The 25,879-nt window shown below is 67.0% G+C and carries 18 protein-coding genes; 13 read left to right on the forward strand and 5 right to left on the reverse strand.

Annotation, left to right across the window (positions count from 1 at the left end):
- The first annotated feature begins 6 nt into the window (after positions 1-6).
- The 3 genes from VH567_RS13505 (at position 7) to VH567_RS13515 (ending at position 7,260) form a co-directional block, all read left to right on the forward strand.
- Complete coding sequence (locus VH567_RS13505) at positions 7-3,558, forward strand: hydantoinase B/oxoprolinase family protein (protein ID WP_423326772.1); 3,552 nt, start codon at positions 7-9, stop codon at positions 3,556-3,558.
- Between the two features lie 151 nt (positions 3,559-3,709).
- The gene (locus tag VH567_RS13510; protein ID WP_423326773.1) at positions 3,710-6,013 is read left to right on the forward strand and encodes a glycoside hydrolase family 3 C-terminal domain-containing protein; all 2,304 of its coding nucleotides are present in this window, start codon (positions 3,710-3,712) and stop codon (positions 6,011-6,013) included.
- On the forward strand, positions 6,010-7,260 hold the full coding sequence (locus tag VH567_RS13515; protein WP_423326774.1) for an alpha-galactosidase: 1,251 nt from the start codon (positions 6,010-6,012) through the stop codon (positions 7,258-7,260). Before VH567_RS13510 ends, VH567_RS13515 begins: the two co-directional genes overlap by 4 nt.
- Before the next feature lie 433 nt (positions 7,261-7,693).
- Here VH567_RS13515 and VH567_RS13520 read toward each other — a convergent pair whose 3' ends face one another.
- Positions 7,694-9,523 carry a DUF885 domain-containing protein gene (locus VH567_RS13520; protein WP_423326775.1) on the reverse strand — a complete coding sequence of 610 codons (1,830 nt, stop codon included), beginning with the start codon at positions 9,521-9,523 and terminating at the stop codon, positions 7,694-7,696.
- Between the two features lie 89 nt (positions 9,524-9,612).
- On the opposite strand from VH567_RS13520, the gene VH567_RS13525 reads away from it, so the two are divergent.
- The gene (locus VH567_RS13525; RefSeq protein WP_423326776.1) at positions 9,613-9,882 is read left to right on the forward strand and encodes a hypothetical protein; all 270 of its coding nucleotides are present in this window, start codon (positions 9,613-9,615) and stop codon (positions 9,880-9,882) included.
- 23 nt (positions 9,883-9,905) lie between these two features.
- On the opposite strand, the gene VH567_RS13530 is transcribed toward VH567_RS13525, so the two are convergent.
- Positions 9,906-10,925, reverse strand: a complete 1,020-nt coding sequence (locus VH567_RS13530) for a mannose-1-phosphate guanylyltransferase (RefSeq protein ID WP_423326800.1) — start codon at positions 10,923-10,925, stop codon at positions 9,906-9,908.
- Between the two features lie 240 nt (positions 10,926-11,165).
- Between VH567_RS13530 and VH567_RS13535 the strand changes: the two genes are divergently transcribed.
- From VH567_RS13535 to VH567_RS13555, 5 genes are all read left to right on the forward strand, one after another.
- Positions 11,166-12,554, forward strand: coding sequence for a TIGR03013 family XrtA/PEP-CTERM system glycosyltransferase (locus VH567_RS13535; RefSeq protein WP_423326777.1), 1,389 nt, complete (start codon positions 11,166-11,168; stop codon positions 12,552-12,554).
- A gap of 7 nt (positions 12,555-12,561) precedes the next feature.
- Positions 12,562-14,661: an XrtA/PEP-CTERM system histidine kinase PrsK gene (prsK, locus tag VH567_RS13540; RefSeq protein WP_423326778.1), complete on the forward strand. Its 2,100-nt coding sequence runs from the start codon at positions 12,562-12,564 to the stop codon at positions 14,659-14,661.
- Positions 14,658-16,025: a PEP-CTERM-box response regulator transcription factor gene (gene prsR / locus VH567_RS13545; protein WP_423326779.1), complete on the forward strand. Its 1,368-nt coding sequence runs from the start codon at positions 14,658-14,660 to the stop codon at positions 16,023-16,025. The genes prsK and prsR overlap by 4 nt, the downstream gene beginning before the upstream one ends.
- The gene (locus VH567_RS13550) at positions 16,018-18,018 is read left to right on the forward strand and encodes a tetratricopeptide repeat protein (RefSeq protein ID WP_423326780.1); all 2,001 of its coding nucleotides are present in this window, start codon (positions 16,018-16,020) and stop codon (positions 18,016-18,018) included. The genes prsR and VH567_RS13550 overlap by 8 nt, the downstream gene beginning before the upstream one ends.
- A gap of 123 nt (positions 18,019-18,141) precedes the next feature.
- Positions 18,142-18,951: an ATP-binding protein gene (locus tag VH567_RS13555; RefSeq protein ID WP_423326781.1), complete on the forward strand. Its 810-nt coding sequence runs from the start codon at positions 18,142-18,144 to the stop codon at positions 18,949-18,951.
- 125 nt (positions 18,952-19,076) lie between these two features.
- Here VH567_RS13555 and VH567_RS13560 read toward each other — a convergent pair whose 3' ends face one another.
- Positions 19,077-19,322, reverse strand: a complete 246-nt coding sequence (locus VH567_RS13560; protein WP_423326782.1) for a hypothetical protein — start codon at positions 19,320-19,322, stop codon at positions 19,077-19,079.
- 118 nt (positions 19,323-19,440) lie between these two features.
- Positions 19,441-21,222, reverse strand: a complete 1,782-nt coding sequence (locus VH567_RS13565) for an ABC-F family ATP-binding cassette domain-containing protein (RefSeq protein WP_423326783.1) — start codon at positions 21,220-21,222, stop codon at positions 19,441-19,443.
- 121 nt (positions 21,223-21,343) lie between these two features.
- Here VH567_RS13565 and VH567_RS13570 point away from each other — a divergent pair, with 121 nt between their 5' ends.
- From VH567_RS13570 to VH567_RS13580, 3 genes are all read left to right on the forward strand, one after another.
- The gene (locus VH567_RS13570) at positions 21,344-21,661 is read left to right on the forward strand and encodes a hypothetical protein (RefSeq protein WP_423326784.1); all 318 of its coding nucleotides are present in this window, start codon (positions 21,344-21,346) and stop codon (positions 21,659-21,661) included.
- Between the two features lie 22 nt (positions 21,662-21,683).
- Positions 21,684-22,349 (forward strand): response regulator transcription factor, encoded by a 666-nt coding sequence (locus tag VH567_RS13575; protein WP_055881618.1) that lies wholly within the window; start codon positions 21,684-21,686, stop codon positions 22,347-22,349.
- Between the two features lie 97 nt (positions 22,350-22,446).
- Positions 22,447-23,757, forward strand: coding sequence for a sensor histidine kinase (locus tag VH567_RS13580; protein WP_423326801.1), 1,311 nt, complete (start codon positions 22,447-22,449; stop codon positions 23,755-23,757).
- A 144-nt stretch (positions 23,758-23,901) separates the two neighbouring features.
- Here the strand turns inward: VH567_RS13580 and VH567_RS13585 are convergent, their stop codons facing one another.
- Positions 23,902-24,804, reverse strand: coding sequence for a prephenate dehydratase (locus tag VH567_RS13585; RefSeq protein ID WP_423326785.1), 903 nt, complete (start codon positions 24,802-24,804; stop codon positions 23,902-23,904).
- A gap of 148 nt (positions 24,805-24,952) precedes the next feature.
- Here VH567_RS13585 and VH567_RS13590 point away from each other — a divergent pair, with 148 nt between their 5' ends.
- Positions 24,953-25,657 (forward strand): c-type cytochrome, encoded by a 705-nt coding sequence (locus VH567_RS13590; RefSeq protein ID WP_423326786.1) that lies wholly within the window; start codon positions 24,953-24,955, stop codon positions 25,655-25,657.
- Positions 25,658-25,879: the final 222 nt, after the last annotated feature.

Raw genomic sequence — 25,879 nt, forward strand, 5'->3', positions numbered from 1 at the left:
TAACCAATGACCACATGGCAGTTCTGGATCGATCGCGGCGGCACGTTCACCGATGTCGTCGCGCGGCGGCCCGACGGGCGGATCGTCACCGCCAAGCTGCTGTCGGAAGATCCCGAACGCTACGGTGACGCGGCGGTCGAGGCGATTCGGCGGCTGACTGATGGGGCGGACGTCCCGCTCGAACTGCGCATCGGCACGACGGTCGCGACCAACGCTTTGCTCGAGCGGAAGGGCGAGCCGACGTGCCTCGCGATCACGCGCGGGTTCGGCGATGCGCTGCTGATCGGTCACCAGGAACGGTCCGACATCTTCGCGCGCGACGTGAACCGGCCGCCGCCGCTGTTCGCGCATGTCGTGGAGATCGACGAGCGGGTCGGGGCCGAGGGCGATGTGCTACGTCCGCTCGACGTCGACGCGGCCGGTGCAGGATTGCAGGCTGCATTCGATACCGGTCTGCGCGCCATCGCGATCGTGCTCGTGCACGGCTATCGCTTCACCGCGCACGAGGAAGCGCTGGAGAAGATCGCCGCCGACATTGGCTTCACGCAGATTTCGGTCAGCCACCGCGTCGCGCCGCTGATCAAGCTGATCGGGCGCGGCGATACGACTGTCGTCGACGCCTATCTGTCGCCGGTCGTCGATCGCTATGTCGCAGGCCTGAGCGCCGCGCTGGGGCAGGGCGCGCTGTTCATGCAGTCGTCGGGCGGACTGGTCGACGGCGCAGGCTTTCGCGGCAAGGACGCGATCCTGTCGGGGCCGGCGGGCGGCATCGTCGGTATGGCCGCAACCGCGCGCGAGGCCGGGTTCGAACAGGTCATCGGCTTCGACATGGGCGGCACCTCGACCGACGTGTCGCACTACGCCGGGACGTACGAACGCGACACCGAGACGCTGATCGCTGGCGCCCGCATCCGCGCGCCGATGCTGCGAATTCACACCGTCGCGGCCGGCGGCGGCTCGATCTGTCGGTTCGATGGCGAGCGGTTGATCGTCGGCCCGGAGAGCGCGGGCGCGGTGCCGGGGCCTGCGTGCTACCGCCGCGGTGGCCCGCTGACCGTGACCGACTGCAATGTGATGCTGGGGAAAGTGCGGCCCGAGTTCTTCCCGGCGCTGTTCGGACCGGCGGGCGACCAGCCGCTCGATGCCGAGGCGGTGACCGCCCGGTTCGCGGAATTGCCGCTCGATCCGCAGGTCGCCGCCGAAGGGTTCGTCGCGGTTGCGGTGGCGAACATGGCGAATGCGATCCGGACGATTTCCGTCGCGCGGGGGCATGACGTGACGCGTTATACGCTGGCGTGTTTCGGCGGAGCCGGGGGGCAGCATGCATGCCTCGTCGCCGACGCGCTGGCGATGGACCGAGTGATGATCCACCCGCTGGCCGGGGTGCTGTCGGCGTATGGCATGGGGCTGGCCGATCGTCGGGTGTTGCGCGAGGCGACGTCGGGCGCGGCATTCTCGGATTACGCCGAGATCACGCAGGCGCTGGACGATCTGGCTGAGGCGGCGCGCGAAGCCCTCGTAGCGCAGGGCGTCCCAGCCAACGACGTTCGGATCGAACGCCGCGTGCATCTGCGCCGAGGCCAGACCGACCACACCATCGAACTCGATCTCGACGAACCGGCAGCAATGATCGCCGCATTCGACGCCGCGCACATCGCGCAGTTCGGGTTCGCCAGCGAAGCACCGCTGATCGCCGACCGAATCGTCGCGGAAGCCATTGCCGAGAGTCCGCCGATCGATGGCGCGCTGGTCGCCTTCCCCGAAGAGCCAGCCGCGCCCCGGTCCGTCACCTCCGTCTACATGGCCGGCACATGGCACGACACGCCGGTCTTCGCGCGCGAAGGCCTGCCCGCCGGACACGCCATCGACGGCCCCGCGCTGATCCTCGACAGCGTCTCGACCACCATCGTCGAGCCCGGCTGGCGCGCGCGCGTCGATCCGATCGGCAATTTGATCCTCGACCGCATCGCCCCCCGTATCGGCGCCAGTATCGGCACCGAATCCGATCCTGTGCGGCTGGCGATCTTCGCCGGTCTGTTCATGAGCATCGCCGAAGAAATGGGCGCCGCGCTCCAGCGCTCCGCCGCGTCGGTCAACATCCGCGAACGCCTCGACTTCAGTTGCGCGCTATTCGATGCGCACGGCAACCTCGTCGCCAACGCGCCGCACATCCCGGTCCATCTGGGCTCGATGGGCGAGAGCATCCGCACGATCATCGACGCGCGTGGTAGCGGCGCAGACGGTCGCGGTATCCGCCGCGGCGACGCGTATGCCCTCAACGCGCCCTATCGTGGCGGCACGCATCTTCCCGACATCACCGTCATCATGCCGGTCTTCGCAGGCGCCCCTGGAAAAGGAGGGAACGACACACCCGCGTTCTTCGTCGCAGCGCGCGGCCATCATGCAGACGTCGGCGGTATCACGCCCGGATCGATGCCGCCCGAGAGCCGCTCGGTCGAGGAAGAGGGCGTGCTGCTCGACGACGTGCTGGTGGTCGACGAAGGCCGCTTCCTCGAAGCAGAACTGCGCGCGGTGTTCGCGTCCGGGCCATACCCAGCACGCAACATCGACCAGAACATCGCTGACCTTGCCGCACAGTTGGCCGCCTGCACGCGAGGCGCGGCCGGGCTGACAAGGCTGGCCGACGAATACGGCACCGACGTCGTCGCCGCGTACATGGAGCACGTCCAGGCCAATGCCGACGCCGCCGTCCGTCGCCTGATCGCGACGCTCGACGACGGCGCTTTCGTCTACGAGATGGACGACGGCGCGATCGTCCGCGTGGCGGTCCGCGTCGACCGCGCTGCTGCGACGATGGATGTCGACTTCGCCGGCACCAGCGAACAGCGCCCGACCAACTTCAACGCGCCCGTCTCGATCGTGCGCGCGGCCGTCCTCTACGTCGTCCGCGCGCTGATCGACGAGGCGGTACCGCTCAACGATGGCTGCCTGCGCGGTGTCGCGATTCGCGTCCCCGAAGGCTCGATGCTCAACCCGCGCTACCCGGCCGCGGTCGTCGCCGGCAACGTCGAGACGAGCCAGGTCGTCACCGACGCGCTGTTCGGCGCGCTCGGCGCGATGGCGGCGAGCCAGGGGACGATGAACAACTTCACCTTCGGCAACGACACGCACCAATATTACGAGACGATTGCTGGCGGCGCAGGCGCGGGCCCCGGCTTCGACGGCGCGGCGGTGATCCAGACGCATATGACCAACAGCCGCCTCACCGACCCGGAAATTTTCGAAACGCGCTTTCCGGTGCTGCTGGAAGAATTCTCGATCCGCCGCGGCTCGGGCGGGGCAGGCGCGCACCACGGCGGCGACGGGGCGACGCGGCGCGTCCGGTTCCGCGAGGACATGACCGCCTGCATCCTCGCCAACCGCCGCCGCGTCGCGCCATTCGGGATGGCGGGCGGCGCAAGCGGGGGGCTTGGTTTCGCGACCGTCGAGCGCGCGGATGGCAACGTCGAGCACCTGGGCTCCACCGCCAAGGTCCACATGCACGCCGGCGACGTGTTCGTGATCGAGACGCCCGGTGGCGGCGGTTTCGGCGCGTAGAGCGTCATCCGGGGCTATCATCGCTCTTCGGTCCGGCCTGCCTCCGACATTCGCATATCCATCTACCGGATTCGGGTCGACCACCTGTTGTGCTCGCACCACAGACACGGCACACCGCGGCGCAATTCGTCATACAACTTCAGGTGAGCCCATGACCCTATCCCACTCCCCCCGCATGCTCGCTCGATTGCTGGCGGGATCGGTCCTGGCGCTATCGGCTCCGCTCGCCGCCCAGACGACCAACAATGCGCCCGGCGCGGCCGCAGCACCGACCGAGGCGCCCAAGGCGCGGCCCTGGATGAATACAGCGCTCTCCGCCGATGCGCGCGTCGACCTGCTGCTCAAGGAGATGACGCTCGCCGAGAAGCTGCAGCTGACCTTCGGCTATTTTGCGACCACCGCCGACTGGCTGAAGTCGCCGACCAAGAATTTTGTCTATCCCAAGGACGGACTGCCGGCGTCCGCCGGGATCGTGCCCGGTATCCCGCGGCTCGGCATCCCGAACCAGTGGCAGACCGATGCCGGCGTCGGCGTCGCCAGCCAGCGTGGGCCGACGCCGCGCCTTCGTACCTCGCTGCCGTCGGGGATCGCAACCGCGTCGACCTGGAACCCCGAACTCGCGCAGGCCGGCGGCGCGATGATCGGCAACGAGGCATTCCTGTCGGGCTTCAACGTGCAGCTCGCAGGTGGCATGAACCTCACGAGGGAACCGCGGAACGGGCGCAACTTCGAATATGGCGGTGAGGATCCGTTGCTGGCGGGTGTCATCACCGGCCACGAGATCAAGGGGATCCAGTCGCAGCATGTCGTGTCGACGATGAAGCATTACGCCTTCAACGGGCAGGAGACGAACCGCTTCACGATGGACCACAAGATCGGCGAACAGGCCGCGCGTCAGTCCGATCTGCTCGCGTTCGAGATCGCCAACGAGGTCGGCCAGCCCGGCTCCGTCATGTGCTCGTACAACCGCGTGAACGGGCATTATGCGTGCGAGAACGACTGGCTGCTCAACACCGTCCTGAAACGCGACTGGGGCTTCAAGGGCTATGTCATGTCCGATTGGGGCGCGACGCACTCGACCAGCGAGGCGGCCAATGCCGGGCTCGACCAGCAATCGGGCTGGGCGTTCGATCGCGCGCCCTATTTCGCGGATGCGCTGCGCGAGGCGGTCAACAACGGCCATGTGACCGAAGCACGCGCAACCGACATGGCGCGTCGCGTGCTGTGGGGGATGGTCTCGGTCGGTGCGTTCGACACGGTGGTCGCCGGCGATCGCGCGACGTCGATCGATTACGCCGCCCATGCCGCAGTGACGCGCGCGGATGCGGAGGAGGGCATCGTCCTGCTCAAGAACACCGCGGGGCTATTGCCGATCGCCAAGACGGCGAAGTCGATCCTGCTGATCGGCGCGCATGCCGATGTCGGCGTGCTGTCGGGCGGCGGCTCGAGTCAGGTCTATTCGCATAACGCGCCGGCCAACGGGCTGGTCGTACCCGACGAATTCCCGAGCGGTTTCCCCGGCCCGAAGACCTATCACGCGTCGTCGCCGATGAAGGCGTTGCAGGCGGCGACCGGCGCGACCGTCACCCATCTCGACGGCAAGGACGTGAAGGCTGCGGCCGCGGCAGCGCGGAAGGCGGACGTCGTCGTGGTTTTCGGCGAGCAGTGGACCGGCGAGTCGTTCGACGTCCCCGACCTGAACCTGCCGGACGGACAGAACGCGCTGATCGATGCGGTGGCACAAGCCAACAAGAAGACGGTCGTGGTCCTCGAAACCGGCGGTCCGGTGGTGATGCCGTGGCTGGGCAAGGTCGGCGCGGTGCTGGAGGCATGGTATCCCGGCACGGCGGGTGGCGAGGCAATCGCGCGCGTGCTGACCGGCGCGGTCAATCCGTCGGGCCATCTGCCCGCGACGTTCCCGGCATCGCTCGCGCAGACGCCACGGCCCGTGCTGGAGGGCAATCCGAAGCTCGACCGCGACGCGCATCCTATGGGTAATTACGACATCGAGGGTGCGGCGGTCGGCTATAAATGGTTCGACAAGACCGGTGCCAAGCCGCTGTTCCCGTTCGGCTACGGGCTTTCTTATACGACCTTCGCGATGGGCGGCCTGACCGCGGCGGCCGAGGGCAAGGGTATCAAGGCCGGCTTCTCGGTAAAGAACACCGGTGCCGTGCAGGGCAAGGCGGTCGCGCAGGTCTATGTCTCGGGCGCAGGCTGGGAAGCCCCCAAGCGGCTCGGCGCGTTCCGCAAGGTCGATCTCGCGCCGGGCGCCGACCAGACGGTGTCGGTGACGGTCGATCCACGCCTGCTCGCGACGTTCGACGTGACGAGCGGCGGCTGGAAGATCGCCGGCGGCGACTACAAGGTGATGCTGGCCAGCTCGGCGACCGATATCGTCCAGACGGTGACGGTCCGCGTGCCAGCGCAGACGCTCGATCGCAGCGGACGGTGATCGCGATCCGCCGGGTCGTCGCGGCGCTGATGTTGGTCTTCGTGACCAGCGGCGTGGCGGCGCAGGACCAGCTCGTCGATCCCAACACGGTGCGCCCGTCGCGTGAAGCGGGGCGCACCGCCAATGGCCTCGCGATGACGCCGCCGATGGGGTGGAACAGCTGGAACAAATATGGCTGCAAGGTCACCGAGCAGGTGATCCGCGATACTGCCGACGCGATTGCGGCGAGCGGCATGAAGGCGGCGGGCTACGGCTATGTCGTGATCGACGATTGCTGGCATGGCGCGCGCGACAAGGACGGCTTCATCACCGCGGATGCGAGCAAGTTCCCGTCGGGGATCAAGGCGCTGGCGGACTATGTGCATTCGAAGGGGCTGAAGTTCGGAATCTATTCCGACGCCGGGCGAAAGACCTGTGGCGGGCGGCCGGGCAGTCAGGGGCATGAATATCAGGACGCGCTCACCTATGCGCGCTGGGGCGTCGATTACCTGAAATACGACTGGTGTTCGACCGGGGTGCGCAATGCCGAGGAAGCTTATGCGCTGATGTCGGATGCCATTCGCGACGCTGGGCGCGATAGCGGCCGGCCGATGCTGCTGTCGATCTGCGAATGGGGCAACAACCGGCCGTGGGAATGGGGCGCGAAGATCGGCAACATGTGGCGCACCACCGGCGACATTCGCGATGCGTGGGCGGGGCCGGTGACCTATTCGCTCGGCATGATGGACATCGTCGACAAGAACGAGCCGCTCTATCCGTTTGCGGGCCCCGGCCATTGGAACGATCCCGACATGTTGGAAGTCGGCAACGGGGGCATGACCGACACCGAATATCGCGCGCATTTCAGCCTGTGGGCGATGATGGCGGCGCCGCTGATCGCAGGTAACGACGTCGCGAAGATGGACGCGAAGACCCGCGCGATCCTGCTGAATGCGGATGTGATCGCGGTCGATCAGGATCCGCTCGGGATGCAGGGGCGGCGGGTGCGCGACGACGGCGACCGGGAGGTCTGGGCGCGACCGCTGGCGGACGGGAGTCGTGCGGTATTGTTGCTAAACCGGGGTACGGCGGCAGCCGAGATCGCGGTGGCATGGCCAGAGATCGGCTACACCTCGGGGATGGCGTCTGACGTGCGCGACCTGTGGTCGGGGACGACGCGGCGGCTTCGTGAGGGACGTTTCTCGTCGATGGTGCCGCCGCACGGCGTAGTGATGATCACGGTAACGCCGCGGACTTTGGGGGAGTAGGGGGTAGCCTCTATTCTCTTGCCGGCCCGCTTGTCCCTTTTCCCGTTCGTCCTGAGTAGCCGTCGAGGAGCTCCGTAGGAGCGTATCGAGACGGCGTATCGAAGGACAGGTTGGTACGCGGAAACTGTACCTCGATACGAGCCCTCGATACGCTGCTGGCGCAGCTACTCGGTCTCTACTCGGTACGAACGGGACGCACGAACGGGACGCACGAACGGGACGGGGTTAGCTACGAACGGAGGCGAGGGCAGGGCGGCTTCGCAGGTGTCAGACCAGGCGTCGGATTTAAAACGATCCTCCCCCGCCAGGGGGAGTTGGCTGGCACTCGCGAGACGGAGGGGGCGGTAAGGGAAAACCTCTGTTCCGTGTCCTCCCCCTCCGTCGCCCGAGGGCGCCACCCCCCCCTTTGCGGGGGAGGATCAGCGGTCTCCGTTCACCCCCGCGCCCGCAGCGCCGCGATCCGCTCATCCACGCGGCGTTCCAGGATCGTCAGCGGCATCGCGCCCTCCAGCAGGATGTCGTGGAACTGCTTCAGGTCGAAGCGGTCGCCCAGCGCGGCCTTCGCCTTCACCCGCGCGCGCGTCCACGCCATATGGCCGACCTTGTAGCTGCAGGCCTGCCCGGCCTGCGTGCAATAGCGCTCGACTTCGCGCAGCGTCCTCGGCCGCGCGAAGCCTGTCGTCGCGACCATATAGTCGGTCGCCTTCTCGCGGCTCCACTGCTTCGCATGGATCCCGGTATCGACCACGAGGCGCGTCGCGCGGAACAGGAACGACTGGAGATAGCCGGCGCGTTCGAGCGGCGTGGCGTACGCACCGAGTTCGTCGGCCAGCTGCTCGGCATACAGTGCCCAGCCCTCCGAATAGGCCGAGAAGAAGCCGATCTTGCGCAGGGTCGGGATGTCCTTCGATTCCTGCGCGAGGCTGATCTGAAGGTGATGCCCCGGCACGCCCTCGTGATAGGTCAGCGACGGCAGCGTGTATTTCGGCCAGTCGCCGACGTCCTTTAGATTGACGAAATAGATCGCCGGGCGGCTGCCGTCGAGCGAGGCGCGGTTGTAATAGCCGTTGGCGGCGCCGTCCTGGATCTCGACCGGTACCGCACGGATTTCGAGCGGCGCCGTAGGGACCGACGAGAACGCCTGGGGCAGCTTGGCATACATCGCATTGATACCCTCGTTCAGCCCGGCGATCAGCTCGGTGCGCCCTGCCGCAGTGTTCGCGTAGAGCTGGTCGGGCATCACGTTCAGCTTCGCCAGCCGCTCGCCGACGGTGCCGGTCGTGTAGCCCTGCGACTTCAGGATCGTGTCGAGCTGCGCGGTGATCTCGGCGACCTGCGCCAGGCCGATGCGGTGGACCTCGTCGGGACTCATCGTCGTGGTCGTCGCCTGGTTCAGCGCCATCGCATAGATCGCATCGCCGTTGGGCACGCGCCAGATCCCGTCGCCGGGCTTGGTGGTCGGCTTCAACCGCTCGATCAGCGCGATCTGGCGGTCGAGCGCCGGGTAGAGTTTGCCCTCGACGATTTTGGTCGCGCGCGCCTGCCAGTCGCCTTCGATGCCTTTCGCCGCCGCGCGCTTGACGAGCGACTGGACGATGCTCGACGTCGCTGCGGGCTGACCGCGCAACGTCCTCATCTGGCCAAGCGTCAGGTCGAGCGACCAGCCGGGCGCAAGCAGGCCCCGCCCCGCCTCGGCCTGCTGCATCGCGCTTTCCTGGTCGAGTACCGTGCCGAACTGGTCGAGCCGCGACAGATATGCCTCCGCGTCCGGGGTCGCATTGATGGTGTGCGCGGTATTGAGGAAATCGGGGACCTGGAAATAGGCGCCGCCCTGCTGGAAGATGCGATAGGGGCGGATCGGGCTGTCGATGCCGAATTTTTCGGGCGCGGCGATCTGCGTGGCCAGCGAATAGCGCACCACTTCGAGGTTCAGCTTGGCAGCAGGCGACAAGTTCGCGCCGTCGTAGCGCGCGAGACTGGCAAGGCCGGCCTTGGTGTCGGCAATGTCGCTGGCGCGCTTCTCGGTCGTACGTGGGGAGAGTTTGCCCTTCGCCGCGGCAAACGCGCCCTTGTCGAGGCCAAGCGAGGTCGCAAGTTCGGGCGAACGCGCAACGCTGCGCTGAAAAATGCGCTCGAAGTCCGCATTCAGCGCGGCGTCACCTGGCAGTTGAGCGCCGGTCGATTGAGCGAACGCCGTTGAGGGTAGCAGCGTGGTGGCAAGCGCGGCGACGCCCCCCGATGCGAGGAACTGGCGACGATCCATGGCGTACTCTCCCGTGAGATTTCGGCTATCGTAGGCGATGACGCGGCGCATCCGCCAGTGCCGATCGGTCCGAAATCTCGGATGGACCGTTGGAACTCCGCCACGCGTCGACGGTTGATATGGGTGAGCCCGGTGGCGTCCTCGATCCCCCCGAGGGGCCCGCCGGGCTTTCCCATGTGCGTATCGAGGCAACAGTGCGAGACGAGAGACCAAAGCGTTCGTACGAAATGCCACTGCGCGATCTCGGTGAAACGCTAAGGGCGTCGTGGCAGACGCCGACCGATACGATGATCACCGATGACTTGCCGACGCTGCTGACATTGCTCTCCAAGGTACCGAAACGCCGCAACCGACCCTGAGTCCGGTTGCGGCGAGTTTGCGGTCAGGCTTTCGCCTTCATCGCCTCGATCAGTTTCTTGACCTCCTGGCTGCGGCCGCGCGGCATGATCAGCACGTCGTTGCCGCTGGCGACAACGATCAGGTCCTCGACGCCGACCAGCGAGACGCGGACGCCGTCGCTGCGAACGAAGCAGTTCTTGGTGTCGATCGCCAGCACGCCGCCGTCGTTGTCGCCGCGGTGTGCGTTGCCGTCGGCATCGACGTCGCTGATCGCATGCAGCGCATCCCAGCTGCCGACGTCGTTCCAGCCCATGTCGACCGGCACTACCGCTACGCGGTCCGCCTTTTCCATGACCGCATAATCGATCGAGTCGTCCGGCGATGCGGCAAAGGCCACCGCGTCGGGATAGATCCGCGTGCCCTCGACGCGCGCCTTGTCCATCGCCTCGCGCGTCGCGACGAGGATGCCCGGATCGAACTGCGCGAGCGCTTCGAGATAGGCATCGGCGAGGAACAGGAAGATCCCGCCGTTCCAGGCATGATCGCCGCTCGCCAGCATCGACTGCGCCTTGTCGAGCGGCGGCTTCTCGACGAACCGCGCGACGCGGTGGACGCCGGGCTGGAGCTCGTCGCCGATCTGAATCCAGCCATAGCCGGTCTCCGGTGCGTCAGGCGCGATGCCGAACGTCACCAGCCAGCCCTGCGAGACGAGTGGCATCGCTGCTTCGATCGCCGCGTGGAACGCTGCGATGTCGCCGATAACGTGGTCCGACGGCATGACCAGCAACGCGTCGCCGCCACCGGTCGCCGACATGCCACCTGCGGCGATTGCGGCGAGTGCGATGGCGGGCGCGGTGTTGCGGCCCGCCGGCTCGAGGATCAACGCCTGTGGGGTCGCGCCCGCATCGGCGAGCTGTCGTTCGACCAGATCGGCGTGGCGCGCATTAGCGACCACGATCGGTGCGGCATAACGTTCGCCGCGCGCGCGGCCCGCGGTCAGCTGCAACATGGTCTCGTCGGCGGTCAACGCCAGCATCTGCTTGGGCATTTCGGGGCGCGACATCGGCCAGAGGCGTGTCCCCGAGCCACCGGACAATATTACGGGAACGATCTTACGTGCGGTCATGCATCCTCCTGTGGAGCCGGGCTATAGCGTGCCGTTTGTCGCTGCCAATCGCCGAATGATCCGAAAGCCCAAATGAGCGAAAGGATGCCGGGTCTTCAGAGTTTTTTGGTGTTTTGCTGCGAAACCTGCGCTCAGGTGTCGGTAGCATTTACAAATGATGTGTCGGGATAGCGTGGCATGATACGGCTCTTCAAGCATTATGTGCCGAATACCGTGCTTCTGCTCGGGCTGGTCGACCTGATTCTACTGGTCGTATCGGCGGAGATCGGCTGGGTGGTTCGCGCGCACCAGATCGGTATGGCCGTCGAGCCCATCCACACGCGGATCGCACAGCTGCTGACCTTCGCGATCGCGCTGCAGGTATCGCTGGTCGCGGTCGGTGCGTATGGCGTCGCGTCGTTCCTGTCGCTCCGCTTTGCCGCTGCACGGTTGGCAGTGGCGCTGGCGCTCGGGGTGATCGTGCTGTCGCTGGTTTTCTTCATCGTTCCCGCGCTGGCGCTCTGGCGGTCCAACCTGCTCTATTCGACGGTCATCGCGACAATGCTGCTGGTTACGGTACGCGCGCTGCTCGGCAAGACGCTGGGCGGCGATATCTTCAAGCGGCGCATCGTCGTGCTGGGCGCGGGAACGCGTGCGGCGCAGATTCTTGTTCTGTCGGAACAGCCGGGCGTGAACTTCATCGTGGCGGGTTTCGTCCTGATGGGCGAGACCAACCCGGTTGTCCGGAACGCAACGCCGCGCGGCGACATCCCCAATCTCGCCGCGCATATCGTCGACCAGAATGCGAGCGAAGTGGTGCTCGCGCTCGACGAGCGCCGCAACGCGCTGCCGATGAAGGACCTTCTCCGTGTCCGCACCACCGGCGTACAGGTCAGCGAAATCTCCAGCTTCCTGGAACGCGAGACGGGGCGCATCGACCTGAAAAGCGTCAATCCGTCGTGGCTGATCTTCTCCGACGGGTTCGCATCCAGCCGCATGCTGTCGAGCGTCTTCAAGCGCGCCTTCGATATCTTCGCTAGCGCACTGCTGCTGACGCTGACGCTGCCCGTGATCCTGCTCACCGCCGTCGCGATCAAGCTCGAGTCGAAGGGCCCGGCCTTTTATCGGCAGCGTCGCGTCGGGCTCTACAACGAAGGGTTCGACATCCTGAAACTACGCTCGATGCGGCAGGATGCCGAGGTCGCCGGCAAGGCGGTGTGGGCGGCCGAGGACGATCCCCGCATCACCCGGATCGGGCGTTTCATCCGGAAGGTGCGGATCGACGAACTGCCGCAGACCTGGACCGTGCTGAAGGGCGAGATGAGCTTTGTCGGGCCGCGCCCCGAGAGGCCGCAGTTCGTCGAGCAGCTCGAGGACCAGCTGCCCTATTATGCCGAGCGGCACATGGTGAAGCCGGGGATCACCGGCTGGGCGCAGATCAACTATCCCTATGGCGCGTCGATCGAGGATGCCCGGCACAAGCTGGAATACGACCTGTATTACGCGAAGAACTATTCGCCCTTCCTGGACATGCTGATCCTGCTGCAGACGTTGCGCGTCGTGCTGTGGCCGACCGGCGCCCGATGAGCGCGGCATGAGTGCTGCCCTGATCCTGTGGAGCCATGCGCTGACGGCGCTGCTGTTCGGTACGCTGGGCATGGCGCTGCTGCGTGGCGAGCGAGCAGGAGGACAGGCATGGGAGCGGACGCGCAACTGGAGCATGGGGCGGTGGCCGCATGGCGCGTTCGTCGTCGCGTTGTTCGCGACCAGCCTGTGGGCACTGGCGGTGGCGGGCATCGACTCGCGCGATGTCATGACGCGGATCGCCGAAAGCGTCCGCAATATCGCCTGGTTGCTCTTCATGCTGGCGCTCGTCCGGCACGATCGTGCGGGCAGCGTCGCGCTGGGCGCGGTGTACGTCGTGGTTATGGCGATCGCCGGGACCAGCGCGATACTCGCGGTCGTCCAGCTTGCGCCGTTGGACCGCGAGGCCCTGACCGCGATCGGATCGGCGCGGCTGGTGTTCGGGATGATGACGGCGGTCAGCGCATTGGTACTGGTGCATCATCTCTATCAGGCGGCGCCTGCGTCCCGCGGCGGCGTTCGGCTGGTGGTATTGTCGCTGGCGTCGATGTGGAGCGTCGACCTGCTGCTGTTCACCGCCCGGTACGTGTCAGGAGGCTGGTCGGTCGCCCTGGTGGTCGGACGCGGCGTGGCGATGGCGGGCGTTGCGGCGCTGCTGGCGATCGCGGTGCACCGGCGTGGCGACTGGACGCTGGCGTTGTCCAGGCCGATCGCGGTCCGGGCGTTGTCCGCGGTCGCGCTGGTGACCTATGCCGGTCTCGTCGCGCTCGCAACCAGCATCGTCCAAGGCTATGCCGGTGGCTATGCGCGGATCGCCCAGACCGCGATCGTGTTCGGCGCCACGGCCGTAGTGCTGGCCTTGCTGTCGACTCCCTGGCTGCGGGCCTGGACCAAGGTGAAGATCGCCAAGCATCTGTTCCTCCACCGCTATGATTACCGCGCCGAGTGGCAGCGCTTCACCGATACGCTGGGCAAGCCGGGAGCGGGTGCCGAGTCGCTCGATACGCGCGTGGTGAAGGCGATTGCCGACCTGACCGATTCGCCGGGCGGCCTGTTGCTGGTCCCCGACGGCGCTGCACTGGGGACGGGCGCGACGTGGAACTGGCCCGATGCTGCCGACGGACCCCCGGACGAGGCCTTGCCGGGATATTTCGCAAGCGACGCGCGGATCGTCGAGCTGGACCGAGTGCGCGCCGGAACCGCGCCCGATGCCGAGATGGCGAGCGTTCCGGCGTGGCTTTGCGGCTGTCCCGATGCCTGGGCGATCGTGCCGCTGGTGCATGGCGGCGTGCTGGTCGGGGCGATCGTGCTCGCGCGGCCGCCGGTCGATCGCGCGCTCGACTGGGAGGATTTCGACCTGCTCCGCGTCGCCGGGCGGCAGGCGGCGAGCTATATCGCGGAGGATCGCGCGCATGCGGCGCTGGCGGATGCGGCACGGTTCGACGAGTTCAACCGCCGCTTCGCGTTCATCCTGCACGATATCAAGAATCTCGTCAGCCAGCTCACTTTGGTCGCGCGCAACGCCGAACGCCATGCCGACAATCCCGATTTCCGCGTCGACATGGTTGCGACGCTCAAGGACTCCTCCGATCGCATGAACGTGCTCCTGGCCCGCCTCTCTCAGCATAATGCCGGCCCGAACGAACCGATCCGGCCGCTCGACGTCGCCGCCGTCGTCGAGCGGATCGTCGCCGCCCGTCGTGGCCAGCATCCGATCGCCGCGCGTGCGGTGTCGAGCTTCGCGCTGGGGCAGGCGGGGCGGCTGGAACAGGTACTGGGCCAGCTCGTCCAGAACGCGATCGAGGCGAGTGGCGCCGATGATGCGATCCTGCTCTGCGTCGAATCGGCTGGGGACCGTGTCGCGATCGACGTGATCGACCATGGCTGTGGCATGGCGCCGGGATTCGTCCGCGACCAGCTGTTCCGGCCGTTCGTATCGTCCAAGCCGAGCGGGTTCGGCATCGGCGCGTTCGAGGCACGCCAGCTGGTCCACGCGATGGGCGGCGCATTGGAGGTCACCAGCCGCGAACGCGAGGGAACGCGGTTCCGCATCCTGCTGCCTGCCGCTGGCGCGCTGCCGGTCGCCGAAGCGCTGGAGGTCGCGGCATGACCGACATCGCCAAGACGGTGCGCCCCGTCCTGTTGATCGTCGAGGATGACGTCGGCCTGCAGCGTCAGCTCCGCTGGGCGTATGAGGGGTACGAGATCGTCGTCGCGAGCGATCGTGCGCAGGCGCTCGACGCGATCCGGTTGCACGAACCCGCGGTCGTCACGCTCGATCTTGGCCTGCCGCCCGACCCGGACGGCGTCACCGAAGGCTTTGCCACGCTGCGCGATATCCTGGCGATGAAGCCCGATACCAAGGTGATCGTCGCATCCGGGCATGGTGCTCGCGAAAGTGCGTTGCAGGCGATCGCCGACGGGGCCTGGGATTTCTATGCCAAGCCAATCGACATCGACGCCTTAGGCCTGATCGTCAGCCGTGCGTTCCACGTCCACGCGCTGGAGGCGGAGAACCGGCGGCTGGCCGCGCGGATCGGTACGGGCAGTTTCGGCGGTCTGATTACCGCGTCGCCCGAGATGGCGGTGGTGACCCGCACGCTGGAGCGAGTCGCGCCGGCCAACGTCTCGGTGATGCTGCTCGGTGCGAGCGGCACCGGCAAGGAACTGCTCGCCCGCGGGCTGCACGACGCGTCGCCGCGGTCGCGCGGCAATTTCGTCGCGATCAACTGCGCGGCGATTCCCGAGACGTTGCTCGAAAGCGAATTGTTCGGCCATGAGAAGGGCGCGTTCACCGGCGCCGTAAAGACCACCGAGGGCAAGATCGAGCAGGCCGCGGGCGGCACGCTGTTCCTCGACGAGATCGGCGACGTGCCGTTCGCGCTCCAGGTCAAGCTGCTGCGGTTCCTGCAGGAGCGCGTGATCGAGCGGGTCGGCGGGCGCAAGGCGATCCCGGTCGACACGCGGATCGTCTGCGCCACGCACCAGAATGTCGATGCGATGGTTGCCGATGGGCGGTTCCGCGAGGATCTGTATTACCGTCTCGCCGAGATCGTCGTGCGTATCCCCCCGCTGGCCGAGCGTACCGGCGATGCGGTATTGCTCGCTCGCCACTTCGTCATGCGCTACGCCAAGACGATGAACGCCGCGGTTACCGGCCTTGCTCCCGACGCGCGCGGTGCGATCGACGGCTGGGGCTGGCCCGGCAACGTCCGCGAGCTGGAAAACCGCATCAAGCGCGCGGTGATCATGGCCGATGGCAAGCTGATCACCGCGGCAGACCTCGATCTCGACGGCAAGGCGGAAGAGGCGTCGGCGCTCAATCTGCGCGCCGCGCGCGAACTCGCCGACCGCAAGGCGATCCGCCAGGCACTCGCGCGTGCCGACGGCAATATCTCGGGCGCGTCGCGATTGCTCGGGATCAGCCGGCCGACCTTGTACGACCTGCTGAAAAGCTATGATCTCCATGCCTGACGTGCGCTATCCGATGTTGCGTCGGCGCAAGCGTCGACGGCGGCTGAATCTGCCGGCGATGCTCGGCGGCCAACGCTTGCGGGTGCTCGCGATCGGTGCGGCGTGCCTGTTCGTCGTCGGCATCGGTATCGCGCTGGCGCTGCGTCCGCCGCCACCCGATGCGCGTCGTTCGCTCGTCGACAGCCTGACGACGCTGGACGCGGGGAATTACAGCGCCGCGCGGACCAACGCGCAGGCGGCGATCAGCGCGTCGCCGAAACTGGCGATCGCGCATGCCGTGCTGGCGCGCGCCTACCTCGAACTCGGCGACGGTCTTGCCGCGGAAGCCGAACTGGCACGGGCGGTGGAATCGGGGCTTTCCGCGGATCGCTTGCATCAGCTCAAGGCGCATGCCCGGTTGCTGCAAGGCGATCCCGATGGCGCGATCGACGAGGCGGCTGAGGCGCAACCGCGCTACGCCGGCTATGCCGCCCGGATCCAGGCGCGCGCGCTGGCATCGCAGGGTGACGTGGTCGCGGCGCGTGCGATCCTCCAAAGGGTGCTCGATCGCGCGCCCGGTGACGCGGCGGGGTGGACCGACCTGGGTCGTATCCAGCTGACCGCGGGCGATGTCGGTGGAGCCTCGATCGCTGCGGCGCGCGCCGTGGCGCTGGCGCCGCGCGAGCCCGCCGCGCTGACGCTGCAGGGCGAGGTGATTCGCAGCCAATACGGGCTGATCGCCGCGCTGCCGTGGTTCGAGGCGGCGTTGCGGCGCGATGCCTATTATCATCCCGCGCTGATCGAATATGCCGCGACGCTGGGCGAGGCGGGGCGCAACGCCGACATGCTGGCGGCGACGCGCAGCGCATTGCAGGCGCGCCCGGGCAGTCCGCAGGCGCTGTATCTGCAGGCGGTGCTCGCCGCGCGTGCCGGGCGGATCGACCTCGCGCGATCGTTGCTGCGCGCGACGGGCGGGGCGATCGACGGCCTGCCGGGACCACTGCTGCTGGCAGGAAGTTTGGATTTTGCGGAGCGCAAGTTCGAACAGGCGGCGACGATCTGGCGCCGGCTCGTAGCTGGACAGCCGCTTAGTATCGTCGCGCGTCGCCTGCTGGGTGCGGCACTGCTTCGGTCGGGCGATCCGCGCGGCGCGCTCGATATCCTGCGCCCGATCGAACTGCGCAGCGATGCCGACAGCTATTCGCTGACGGTGATCGCCCGTGCGTTCGAGGGGGTCGGCAACCGTATGCGCGCCGCGCAGGTCCTCGACCGGGCGGCGGCAGGGCCAGTGGTGCCTGCCACTGTGTTCGCGACCGACGATGCGGTGGGCGCGCTCCAGGCCGGCGCCGACAAGGCGATCGGCGACCCGACCTTCGTGCTGGGCGTGATACGCGGGCTGCTCGCCAGCGGGGATATCGCCGGCGCAATCGCGCGCGCGCAGACTTTGGTTGCGGCGAGCCCCGGCGCACCGGCTGCACAACTCGCGCTGGGCGACGTGCTAGTGGCAGCCGGGCGTTACGGTGAGGCGGCGCAACCATACGCGCGTGCCGCGGACCTGTCTTTCGACGAGCCGACAATGCTGCGTCTGGTCGATGCGCTGGGCCGCGCCGGACGGGGGGAAGATGCCGCCGCATCGCTCGCTCTGTATCTGTCGCAAAACCCGCAGAGCCTGGCGGGTCAGCGACTGCTTGGCCATTGGCAGGTCGCATCGGGCGACTGGGACCGCGCGATCGAGACGCTGGAGGGTGTCCGTCGCCGCGTCGGCAATCGTGACGGCGGCGTGCTGATCGACCTCGCCCAGGCCTATGCGGGCAGCGACGATGGGCCGATCGCGGTACGCTATGGCCGCGCCGCCTATGCGCTTTTGCCGATGAGTGCGGCGGCGGCGGATGCGTACGGCATCGCGATGGCAGCCAATGGCGAAATCGCGGGTGCTCGCCAATTGCTCGTCAAGGCGACGCAGCTTGCGCCCGGCAACGTGTCGATCGCGGGGCATCTTCGCCAACTCGACTAGGCGTGCGGTGGATCCTGTCCCCCGGTGCTTGTCGACCCGGTGCTTGTCGACCCGGTGCTTGTCGACCCGGTGCTTGTCGACCCGGTGCTTGTCGAAAGGCGATCGCGTCGCCAATAGCGGCGCATGACCGATCCCCTGGACCGCATCGCCGCCGCGCTGGAGCGGCTGTCGCCGCCGCCGCCGCCTGCCGCCGATCCACGCGCCCACGCGGCGTATGTCTGGCGTGGCGGCGCACTCGTGCCGGTACGCGTGTTCGCACCCCTGCCGCTGGACATGCTGATCGGGGTCGAGCGGCAAAAGGCGGCGCTGATGGCCAATCTACGGCATCTGGCGAGCGGTCATGCGGCGCAGGACGTATTGCTGTGGGGGGCACGCGGTACCGGCAAGTCGGCGCTGGTCAAGAGCGCGGTGGCGTCGGTCCAGCGCGGACACGCCGATAGCGATCTGGCTCTGGTCGAAGTCTCGGAACTGGGTGGCCTTGCGACGTTGTTCAGCACGCTGGCGCCGATCGACCGGGCGTTCGTGGTGTTCGTCGATGATCTTGGGTTCGACGTGCCGGCAGAAGCGCGCGCACTACGGTCGATGCTGGAGGGCGGGGCGGAGCCAAGGCCTGCCAATGTCCGACTGGTGGTCACCGCGAACAGGCGCCATCTGGCGCCGCGCGATATCGCCGAGCAGGAAAGTGCGATCAACCCGCGGGATTCGGCCGACGATCACCTCGCGCTAGCGGATCGATTCGGACTGAGTCTTGGCTTCCACGCGCTCGATCAGGATGGATATCTGGCGATCGTCGCTGCGTATGCGAAGGCGCACGGCCTGACGTTCGAGCCTGGCGAGGCGATCGGGTGGGCGACTCGTCGCGGCAGCCGATCGGGCCGCGTCGCCTGGCAGTTCATCGTCGATCTGGCAGGCCAAGCCGGCAAGGCACTCTGACCCTGCCGCCGACCATCATACAGCAGAATCCCGGCCGAGCCTGAAAAGGCTGACCGGGATAGACCAGCCCGAAGGCCGGTCGCAAAAAACATGGGCCGACGACGTTCCGCGTCGGCCCGATATTCTTAGTTGCTGTCCGAATTGTCGTCCTTGACGATCGCGACGACGCCGATTGCGACGACGCCAGCAGCGATCAGCGCTGCGAGCAGACCGCCGCCAGCAGCCTTGCTCTTGCCGGTGGTCGCCGAGCCGACGCGGGCATGCGAAACCGACAGGCTGCTTGCTGCGTTTGCAGGCGCTGCGGTCGCTGCAACCGAGGTCGACATCATTGCGATAGCGAGCGCGCTACCGGTAAGGGCCTTGAGGGTCATAAACATCTCCAAAATTAAGCCGTAAGGATATGTCGCAACGCAATAATTGTCAATCCGTTCCTCGCCTGACCGGCCGCGCGACACCGCCTGGCGATAGATCCAAATCGGTTGTTGAAGTTCACGCCGTGCCTTCGACCTGTTCGGCAAGTTCCAGCCATCGCAGTTCGGCCGCTTCCTTCTCACGCCGCGCCTGCTCGATTGCCGCCGTCAGCTTGGCGAAGGTCGAGTGGTCGCGCATATATAGGTCCGGAGCGGCTAGTTTTACTGCGTCGCGCGCCATCTGCACATCGAGCTCCTCGATCCGCTTGGGCAGCAACTCATAGTCGCGCTGATCCTTGTACGTCAGTTTTGCGCGGGCCGGCGCGGCAACCGGGGCGGTCGCCGAAACCTTCTTCGAGGCACGCTTGCCGGTCGTCGTCGATACGCGCCGCTTTTCCCAATCCTCGTAGCCGCCGGCCACGACGTCGACGGTGCCCGAGCCGTCGAGCCCGAGCGTGATCGTCACGGTCCGGTCGAGGAAGTCGCGGTCATGGCTCACGATCAGGACGGTGCCGTCGTAATCGCCGATCACCTCCTGCAACAGATCGAGCGTCTCGAGATCGAGGTCATTGGTCGGCTCGTCGAGTACCAGCAGGTTCGACGGCTTGGCGAATTCGCGCGCGAGCAGCAGGCGTGAGCGCTCGCCACCCGATAGCGAGCCGATCTTCGCGTCGACCATGTTGGGATCGAACAGGAAGTCCTTCAGATAGCCGTGGATATGCTTGCGCACACCGAGCACGTCGATCCATTCGCCGCCGTCGACGACGACTTCGCGGACCGTCTTCTCGGGCGCCATCAGGCTGCGCTGCTGATCGATCACGACCGCGTCCAGGGTCTGGGCGAGCTTGATCGAGCCGCTGTCGGGCTGGATCTCGCCGGTGAGCAGCTTCAACAGCGTCGACTTGCCCGCACCGTTGCGGCCGACGATGCCTATGCGGTCGCCGCGCGTGACCCTCAACGTGAGGTTACCGATGATCGTGCGGTCGCCGTAGGCCTTGGTGACGTCCTTGGCGTCGATCACGACCTTCGTCTTGGAGTCGTCGCTGCTGGTCGTCAGGTTCGCAGACCCCTGCGGCCCGATCATCGACGCGCGTTCGGCGCGCATCTCGTGCAGCTTGGTCAGGCGACCCTGGTTACGCTTGCGCCGGCCGGTGACGCCGCGCAGCAGCCAATGCTCCTCCAGCTTCAAGCGCGCGTCGAGCTTCTCGGCCTGGCGCTGTTCCTCGGCATAGACCTGCTCGGTCCACGCCTCGAACCCGCCGAAACCGACCTCCGCACGGCGGATCGCGCCGCGATCCAGCCACAAGGTCTGCTTGGTCAGCCGGGTCAGGAAGGTACGGTCATGGCTGATGACGACGAACGCGCCGCGGAAGCGCTTGAGCCACTCCTCGATCCATTCGATCGCGCCGATGTCGAGATGGTTGGTCGGCTCGTCGAGCAGCAGCACGTCGGGGTCCTGCGACAGCGCGCGGACGATCGCCGCGCGGCGCCGTTCGCCGCCCGACGCCGACGCCGCCTCGCGCGAAAGATCGATGCCGAGCTGGTCGGCGATCGAATCCGCCTCGTAGTTCACCGGCGCATCGTCGCCCGCCATCACGTAATCGCGCAACGTCGCGAACCCGCGCAGGTCAGGCTCCTGCTCCAGGATCACGACGCGCGTGCCGGGGACGATCACCCTGCGGCCCTCGTCGGCGATCACGCTGCCGCCGAGCAGTTTGAGCAAGGTCGTCTTGCCGGCGCCGTTGCGGCCGATCAGCGCGAGCCGGTCGCGCGGGCCGATGTGGATGTCGAGGTTGCGAAAGAGCCATCCGGAGCCCTGGACGAGCCCGAGGCCTTCGAATGCTAAGATTGGTGCTGCCATGTCCGCGCCACGTAGGGGGGCCGAGTGATGCAGGCAAGTTACACCTCGCGGGCTTCGTGATGTCGCGCGACTGACGCGACCATTCACAGGCTGTTCAATGCCCGGGGGCTATGCCACGGCCATGAAGATGTTGCTTATCCTTGCGACCCTGGCCGCGATGCCCGTGCTGAGCGGTGCTGCCCCGATGCTGGCCGGCGGCGGCGACCAGCGCCGCGGCGACCAGATGTCGGCGTTCGAGGCGCGCAAGACCGGCCGGCAATTGTCGCTGCGCGAGATCGAGGGGCGGGTGATCCCGACGATGAAGGGCTCGCAATATCTCGGCTCCGACTATGATTCGGGCAGCGCCATTTACACGCTGAAATTCCTGCGCGATGGAACCGTCATCTGGGTCGACGTCGATGGCCGCACCGGCCAGATCGTCGGCCGCACCGGTCGCTGACCCCCTAAACGAGAGGATTATCATGCGCGTTCTGATCGTCGAGGACGAGCCGAATCTCGGCCAGCAGTTGAAGAACACCCTGGAGGGCGCCGGTTATGCGATCGATCTCGCGGTCGATGGCGAGGAGGGGCATTTCCTCGGCTCGACCGAGAATTACGACGCGGTCGTGCTCGATCTGGGCCTGCCCGAGATCGACGGGCTGACCGTGCTCGATCGCTGGCGCAAGGAGGGCAAGGTGATGCCCGTGCTCGTTCTGACCGCGCGCGACAGCTGGTCGGACAAGGTCGCCGGGCTCGACGCGGGTGCCGACGACTATGTTGCCAAGCCGTTTCAGAGCGAGGAGCTGATCGCGCGTCTTCGTGCGCTGATCCGTCGCGCGAGCGGCAACGCCTCGTCCGAGCTGACCGCGGGCGACATCCGTCTCGACACGCGCAGCGGCAAGGTGACGCGCGCCGGCGAGCCGGTGAAGCTGACCGCGCAGGAATACAAGCTGCTGAGCTATCTGCTCCACCACAAGGGCAAGGTCGTCAGCCGCACCGAGCTGATCGAGCATATCTACGACCAGGATTTCGACCGCGATTCGAACACGATCGAGGTGTTCGTGACGCGCATCCGCAAGAAGCTGGGCCAGGACGTGATCACGACGATCCGCGGCCTCGGCTACAGCCTCGAAGATCCGGACGCCTGATCGTCGTCCGATGGACACGCCGCCGCCAGTAGACCCGCTTAAAACCGACACGCCGATCCGCGTGCCGGCGGCGGTCAAGGGATCGCTGTCGCGGCGGATGATCCTGATCGCGGCGGTGTGGATCGTCGTGTTGCTCGGCAGCGGGGGCTTTGCGCTGGATCGCGTGCTGTCGGCGGCAGTTACGCGCAATTTCGACGACCAGCTCGAATATGTCCTGCGCTCGTTGCTCAACTCGTCCGAGATCGGGCCTGAGGGCGAAGTGATCTTCACCCGCGATGCGGCCGCCGACCAGCGCTTCGTCGAGCCCTATTCGGGGCTCTACTGGCAGGTGTCGGGCAAGGGCCGGGAGGATTTTCCGTCGCGCTCGCTCTGGGATCGGCGGCTGGCGTTCGGCGGCACGCACGACGATCGCAACGTCCACGTCTATAACAGCACCCAGTTTCCCGACGAGAAGCTGCGGATCGTCGAGCGTGACGTCGTGCTGCCCGGCTCGAAGGTGCATTGGCGGTTTCAGGTTGCGCAGAGTCGCGATGGGCTCGATGCGCAGATCACGACCCTGCGACGCACGCTGGTCCGCAGCTTCGCGCTGCTTGCGCTGGGGCTGATCGTGATGGCGGCGCTCCAGACCTTCTACGGGCTCTGGCCGCTGCGCCGCGTGCGCGAGGAAATCGCCCGGATGCGCGCCGGCCAGTCGAACCGCGTGTCGAGCGCGATGCCGGTCGAGGTTGCGCCGATGGTCGAGGAACTGAACGCGCTGATCGAGCATAACGAGCGCCAGGCGGAGGAAGCGCGGCGGCACGCCGGCAACCTCGCGCATGCGTTGAAGACGCCGCTGACGGTGATCATGAACGCGGCGACCGCGCAGTCCGACGATCTCGCCGACACGGTGATCCGCGAGGCGCGGACGATGCGGCGGCAGGTCGACCATCACCTCGCGCGGGCGCGGGCAGTCGGGCGGCGTGGCTCTGCGCATAGTCGGGCGGATGTTTGGCCTAGCCTCGAATCGGTCGAGCGGGCGGTTGGGCGACTGTACCGGCATGTGCGGATCGACGTGACCGGGCCGCGTGGGTTGCAGGTGCATGTCGAGCGGCAGGATCTCGACGAGATGCTCGGCAACCTGATCGAGAACGCCGCGAAATATGGCGGCGGCAGCGTGTTCGTGACGGTCGGCGCGCAGGCGGGCTTCGTCGAGTTCCTGATCGAGGACGATGGCGTCGGCATTCCGGAAGAGGAACGGGTGCGCATCTTCGATCGTGGCGTGCGGCTGGATACGGGCAAGCCGGGGACGGGGCTGGGTCTCGCGATCGTGCGCGACGTGGCGGAAATCTACGAGGGTAATGTGGCGCTCGAGGAGAGCGAGGACCTGGGTGGGTTGCTCGTGCGGTTGCGGCTGCCAGCAGCCAACTGACCTTCTCACGATCCTCCCCCGCAAGGGGGAGGTGGCTGGCCCTTGCCAGACGGAGGGGGAGGTAAGAGCCACGCTCGTTCCGTGTCCTCCCCCTCCGTCGCCTACGGCGCCACCTCCCCCTGGCGGGGGAGGATCAGGATCGCATCACCCCCGCGAGCGTGCCTGGCGATACGTGCCGAGCACGCGCAGCCATTTCGAGTGGAACCCCAGTTCCTCCAGCGCATGGTCGAGATTCGCGTCGCCTGGCTTGCCGACGACATCCGCATAGAATTCGGTGGCGGAGAAGCTGCCGTTGCGCTGGTAGCTCTCCAGTTTGGTGATGTTGACGCCGTTGGTCGCGAAGCCGCCGACTGCCTTGTAGAGCGCGGCGGGGACGTTCTTCACCTCGAAGATCAGCGTCGTCATCCATTCGCCGCCGACCGGCTCCTGCGCCGCGGGTGGCTTGCCGCCCCGCGCGAGGACCACGAACCGCGTCATGTTGTGATCCGCATCGGCGATGTCGGTCGCGAGCAGGTCCAGTCCGTAGAGCCCCGCCGCGGCAGGCGGCGCCAGGGCCGCGATTGCAGGATCGGCAAGTTCGGCGACCTTTGCCGCGGCGCCCGCGGTGTCGGGATAGCTTACCGGCTCGATCCCGTGCGCCTTCAGCCAGTGCCGGCACTGGCCGAGCGCCTGCGGATGGCTCATCGCCTGCCGGATACCGTCGCGAGGGCCGGGGCCCATCAACGCATGGCGGATCGGCAGGAAATGTTCGCCGGTGATCACCAGCCCCGATTCGGGCAGCAGGAAATGGATATCGGCAACGCGGCCGTGCAGCGAATTCTCGATCGGGATGATCGCGCAGTCCGCGCGGCCGTCCTTCACCGCGTCGATCGCGTCGGAAAAATCGAAACAGGGGAGGGGCAGGCCGTCGGGGAACGCCTCGACCGCCGCGACGTGGCTGTTGGCGCCTGGGGCACCCTGGAACGCGACGGCGCGCGTCGGGTCTGCGGCGGCGGCCTCGGTCATCCGCGCGACGATCGGGCGGGCGGGTACGGCGAAGTTTTCCATGCCGCCAGCGCCTAAGGCGCGCTGCTTGCCTGTTCAAGTCGCGTGAAGTGCCGCCCCACGCCATACACGCGCGCCATACAAGCGCGGCTTGCGGTGCGCGCCTGCCTTTTCTATGGCTATCCCAAACAGAACAGGGCGGATGCGCAAGATGGACAATCGGACCAATACGATCGCCGGCTGGGTGCTCGCAGGATGTGGTGCGGCGCTCGGGCTGTCGATCGTCGGTGGGATGATGTTCCACGGCGAGCGTCCCGAGAAGATGGGCTATGCGATCGAGGGCGTGGTCGAGGAAGGCGCAGGCGGTGCCGCCGCCGAAGTGCCGATCGCCTCGCTGTTGCCGACCGCAGACGCCGCCAAGGGCGCCGAAGTGTTCAAGAAATGTGCGGCCTGCCACACCGTCAACCAGGGCGGCGCGAACGGTATCGGTCCGAACCTGTACGCCACGCTCGGCGAGGGCATCGCCAAGGGCAAGGGCGGATTCGCCTTCTCGGCGGCGCTGGCGGGCGTCGGTGGCACGTGGGACTTCGACAAGATGAACGCGTGGCTGACGTCGCCGCGGAAGTTTGCCAATGGTACGAAGATGACGTTTGCCGGCCTGGGCAACGCGCAGGATCGCGCGAATGTGATCCTGTATCTCAACCAGCAGGGTTCGAACCTGCCGTTGCCGGCGGCACCTGCGGCGGGCGCTGCCCCGGCGGCCGGTGCGGACCAGCCAGCGACTGCCAATGCGGCCGAGGCTGCGGTGGAGAACGGCGCGGATACGGCGGACATCGCCAACACCGGCACGCCTGCGTCTGGCGCCCCGTCGGTCGATCCGGAAGCTGCGCGCAAGGGCGCCCGCTCGGAGAAATAACGTCTTCTCCCTCTCCCCTGCGGGGAGAGGGTCGGGGTGAGGGGCAGCCAAGCAGTGCTGCGTCCGGAACTGGVCSTGTGCTCTTCCGATCTTGAGGGGCAGCCAAGCAGTGCTGCGTCCGGAACTGCCCCTCACCCCAGCCCTCTCCCCGGAAGGGGGAGAGGGAGCAGAGAGCTCAGCCCTCGGCGGCTTCCCGCTCGGCCCGCTCGCGGTAGAACGACT

Source organism: Sphingomonas sp. 4RDLI-65, from assembly GCF_049472435.1.
Taxonomy (GTDB): domain Bacteria; phylum Pseudomonadota; class Alphaproteobacteria; order Sphingomonadales; family Sphingomonadaceae; genus Sphingomonas.

What these genes read in the sequence shown, in the direction of transcription:
- VH567_RS13505 (WP_423326772.1), top strand. Translation starts at nt 7, where the DNA reads ATGACCACATGGCAGTTCTGGATCGATCGCGGCGGCACGTTCACCGAT.
- VH567_RS13510 (WP_423326773.1), top strand. Translation starts at nt 3,710, where the DNA reads ATGACCCTATCCCACTCCCCCCGCATGCTCGCTCGATTGCTGGCGGGA.
- VH567_RS13520 (WP_423326775.1), bottom strand. Translation starts at nt 9,523, where the DNA reads ATGGATCGTCGCCAGTTCCTCGCATCGGGGGGCGTCGCCGCGCTTGCC.
- VH567_RS13530 (WP_423326800.1), bottom strand. Translation starts at nt 10,925, where the DNA reads ATGTCGCGCCCCGAAATGCCCAAGCAGATGCTGGCGTTGACCGCCGAC.
- VH567_RS13535 (WP_423326777.1), top strand. Translation starts at nt 11,166, where the DNA reads ATGATACGGCTCTTCAAGCATTATGTGCCGAATACCGTGCTTCTGCTC.
- prsK (WP_423326778.1), top strand. Translation starts at nt 12,562, where the DNA reads ATGAGTGCTGCCCTGATCCTGTGGAGCCATGCGCTGACGGCGCTGCTG.
- prsR (WP_423326779.1), top strand. Translation starts at nt 14,658, where the DNA reads ATGACCGACATCGCCAAGACGGTGCGCCCCGTCCTGTTGATCGTCGAG.
- VH567_RS13550 (WP_423326780.1), top strand. Translation starts at nt 16,018, where the DNA reads ATGCCTGACGTGCGCTATCCGATGTTGCGTCGGCGCAAGCGTCGACGG.
- VH567_RS13555 (WP_423326781.1), top strand. Translation starts at nt 18,142, where the DNA reads ATGACCGATCCCCTGGACCGCATCGCCGCCGCGCTGGAGCGGCTGTCG.
- VH567_RS13560 (WP_423326782.1), bottom strand. Translation starts at nt 19,322, where the DNA reads ATGACCCTCAAGGCCCTTACCGGTAGCGCGCTCGCTATCGCAATGATG.
- VH567_RS13565 (WP_423326783.1), bottom strand. Translation starts at nt 21,222, where the DNA reads ATGGCAGCACCAATCTTAGCATTCGAAGGCCTCGGGCTCGTCCAGGGC.
- VH567_RS13570 (WP_423326784.1), top strand. Translation starts at nt 21,344, where the DNA reads ATGAAGATGTTGCTTATCCTTGCGACCCTGGCCGCGATGCCCGTGCTG.
- VH567_RS13575 (WP_055881618.1), top strand. Translation starts at nt 21,684, where the DNA reads ATGCGCGTTCTGATCGTCGAGGACGAGCCGAATCTCGGCCAGCAGTTG.
- VH567_RS13580 (WP_423326801.1), top strand. Translation starts at nt 22,447, where the DNA reads ATGATCCTGATCGCGGCGGTGTGGATCGTCGTGTTGCTCGGCAGCGGG.
- VH567_RS13585 (WP_423326785.1), bottom strand. Translation starts at nt 24,804, where the DNA reads ATGGAAAACTTCGCCGTACCCGCCCGCCCGATCGTCGCGCGGATGACC.
- VH567_RS13590 (WP_423326786.1), top strand. Translation starts at nt 24,953, where the DNA reads ATGGACAATCGGACCAATACGATCGCCGGCTGGGTGCTCGCAGGATGT.